Genomic DNA, 3,179 nt, shown 5'->3' with positions numbered 1-3,179 from the left:
TACCTGCTGGACGAGCGGGGCGAGCCGGTCCCGATCGGTGTGCCGGGCGAGATGTACGTCGCCGGTGGCGGTCTGGCGCGTGGCTATCTGCACCGTCCGGAGCTGACCGGGGAGCGCTTCCCGGTGAACCCCTTCGGTGAGCCGGGCAGCCGGATGTACCGCTCGGGTGACGTGGCCCGTTGGCGTGCGGACGGCACGCTGGAGTATCTGGGCCGTGCGGACGACCAGGTCAAGATCCGTGGTTTCCGTATCGAGCTCGGCGAGATCGAGTCGGCGCTGACCGCCCACCCGGAGATCGCCGAAGCGGTCGTGGTGGCCCACGCGGGCCCCGACGGGCACCGCCGTCTGGTGGCGTACCTCGTCTCCGGGCAGGACCTGTCCACCGCCGAACTCCGCGCACACCTCGGGGAGTCACTGCCGGACTACATGGTCCCGGCCGTCTTCGTCTCCCTGGAGCGGCTGCCGCTGACCCCGAGCGGCAAGGTGGACCGGCGCTCGCTGCCGGAGCCGGAGGTCCAGGCGGGCCGGCTCGGCAGCGAGTACGTGGCGCCGCGCACCGCCGCCGAGGAGGTTCTGGCGGCCGTGTGGTCCGAGGTGCTCGGTGTGGAGAAGGTCGGCGTGCACGACAACTTCTTCGACCTGGGCGGCGATTCGATCATCTCCATCCAGGTGGCGTCCCGCGCCGGCAGGGCGCTGGGCGTCCGGCTCTCGCCGCGCGTGCTCTTCGAGGCGCCGACGGTCGCCGGACTGGCGGCCCTGGTCCGGCCGCAGGAGCAGCAGGACCAGGACGCGTACGCGATCCCGGCCGTGCCGCGCGACGGCCTGCTGCCGATGTCGTTCGGCCAGCAGCGCCTGTGGTTCCTGGAGGACTTCAACCAGGGCGGCACGGACTACCACTCCGCCGCCGGACTGCGGCTGACCGGAGCGCTGGACGCCGACGCGCTGCGCGCCGCCGTCACCGACCTCACGTCCCGCCACGAGGCGCTGCGGACGACCTTCGACGTCGTCGACGGCCGCGGTGTGCAGGTGGTGCACGAGGCCATGACGCCCGAGTGGACGGCCGCCGACCTCTCGGACCTCGCCGAGGGCACCGGGCGCGAGGAGCAGCTGCGGGAGCTGGTGCGCGCGGAAGTGGCGCGCCCGTACGACCTGAAGACCGGCCCGCTGGTGCGGGTGCTGCTGGTCCGGCTGGCCGCCGACGACCACGTCTGCGTCCTGGGGATGCACCACATCGTCACCGACGGCTGGTCGATGGGCGTGGTCTCGTCCGAGCTGGGCGAGCTCTACGCGGCCCGCGTCCAGGGCCGGGCGGCGCGGCTGGCGCCGGTGCCGGTGCAGTACCCGGACTTCGCGGCCTGGCAGCGCGCCCGGCTGGAGGACGGCGGCCTGCTGGAGCAGCAGCTGGAGTGGTGGCGGGAGCGCCTGGCCGGCGTGGCCCCGCTGGAGCTGCCCACCGACCGGCCGCGTCCGGCGGTCCGCGCCACGACCGGAGCGGTCCACGGCTTCGAGGTCCCCGCGCAGACCCTCGCCGGCCTCAAGGAACTGGCCCGCGAGCAGGGCACGACGCTCTTCGTGGCGCTGACGGCGGCCGTCAAGGCGGTCTTCGCCCGCTACACGGGCCAGGAGGACATCGCGGTCGGCACGGCCTCCTCGGGCCGCGGCCAGGGCGACCTGGAGCAGCTCGTGGGCTTCCTGGTCAACACCGTCGTGCTGCGCTCGCACGTCGACCCGCAGATGTCCTTCCGGGAGCTGCTGGGCCGGGTCAAGGAGACCGTCCTGGACGCCTTCGCCCACGAGGACGTGCCCTTCGAGCGGCTCGTGGAGGCGATGGACCTGGAGCGCGACACCAGCCGCACGCCGCTGATCCAGGCCATGGTCGTCCTCCAGAACGCCCCGACGGCGGACCTGGCCCTGGGCGACGTCCGGGTCGGCGAACACCGGCTGGAGCGCGACACCGCACTGTTCGACCTCACCATCGAGTTCGAGGAGCACGACGGCGCCCTGCGGGCCCTGGTCGAGTACAGCGCCGAACTGTTCGACGAGGCCACCGTCGCCCGCCTGGGCGGCCACCTCAACGAGCTGCTGGCCGGGGCCGTTGCGGACGCGGACCGTGCGGTCTCCGTCCTGCCGATGCTGACGGATGCGGAGACGGTGCTGGTTGTCGATGAGTGGAATGCGACGGGTGGTGTGGCGGCTCCGGCGGGCTGCATCCATGAGCAGGTTGCCGATCGGGCGGCGTCGACGCCGGATGCGGTGGCGGTCTGCTACGGAGACGGGTCGCTGACTTACCGGGAGTTGGACGAGCGGGCCAATCAGCTCGCCCATCACCTGCGGGAGTCGGGTGCGGGACCGGATGCTCTGGTCGGTCTGTCGGTGGAGCGCAGTACCGAGATGGTGGTCGGGCTGCTGGGCATCATGAAGGCGGGTGCGGCGTACGTTCCGCTGGACCCGGCGTATCCGGCGGACCGCCTTGCGTACATGCTGGAGGACTCGGGTGCGCGGCTGCTGGTCACTCACCGGGGTCTGCAGGACGGTCTGTCGGCCGAGGGCGTGACGGTCGTCGACCTGGACCGTGAGCGTGCTGCCATAGCCGAACTCCCGGTCTCCGCGCCGCAGGTGGCGGTCTCGGGCGACAACCTCGCCTACGTCATCTACACCTCCGGTTCGACCGGCCGCCCCAAGGGCGTGGCCGTCGAGCACCACACGGTGTTGAACCTACTGGCCAACTGCCGGCCTGCATACGGCTTCGGGCCGGACGACGTGTGGACGGTGTTCCACTCCTACGCCTTCGACTTCTCCGTGTGGGAGCTCTGGGGCTGCCTCATCACCGGTGGTCGCACCGTGGTGGTCCCGCACGACGTGGCGCGCAACCCCGAGGCGATGTGGGAGCTGCTGCGGGCGGAAGGTGTGACGGTGCTCAACCAGACGCCGTCGATGTTCCGCGAGCTGGTCGAGACCGCCGCGGGTGCCAAGGCACCGGCACTGCCGGAGCTGCGTTGGGTGATCTTCGGTGGCGAGGCGCTGGAGCCGAAGCATCTGAGCACCTGGTTCCAGGAGTTCGGCGCCGGTGACACGCGCCTGGTGAACATGTACGGCATCACCGAGACGACGGTCCACGTGACCTTCCAGGAGGTCTCGGCCGAGCACGTGGCCTCGGGCCGGGTGCCCGCGGGCCGCCC

General features: G+C 71.8%; 1 protein-coding gene. It reads left to right on the top strand.

The annotated features are described in order from the left end of the window. Positions 1-123: 123 nt before the first annotated feature. A partial coding sequence (locus tag ACWD4B_RS35535) for a condensation domain-containing protein (RefSeq protein ID WP_451424640.1) occupies positions 124-3,179 on the top strand: 3,056 nt, incomplete at its 3' end.

It is taken from the genome of Streptomyces sp. NPDC002536, assembly GCF_053594995.1.
The sequence above is the reverse complement of the archived record's forward strand: the minus strand, read 5'-3'. Positions and strand labels throughout refer to the sequence as shown.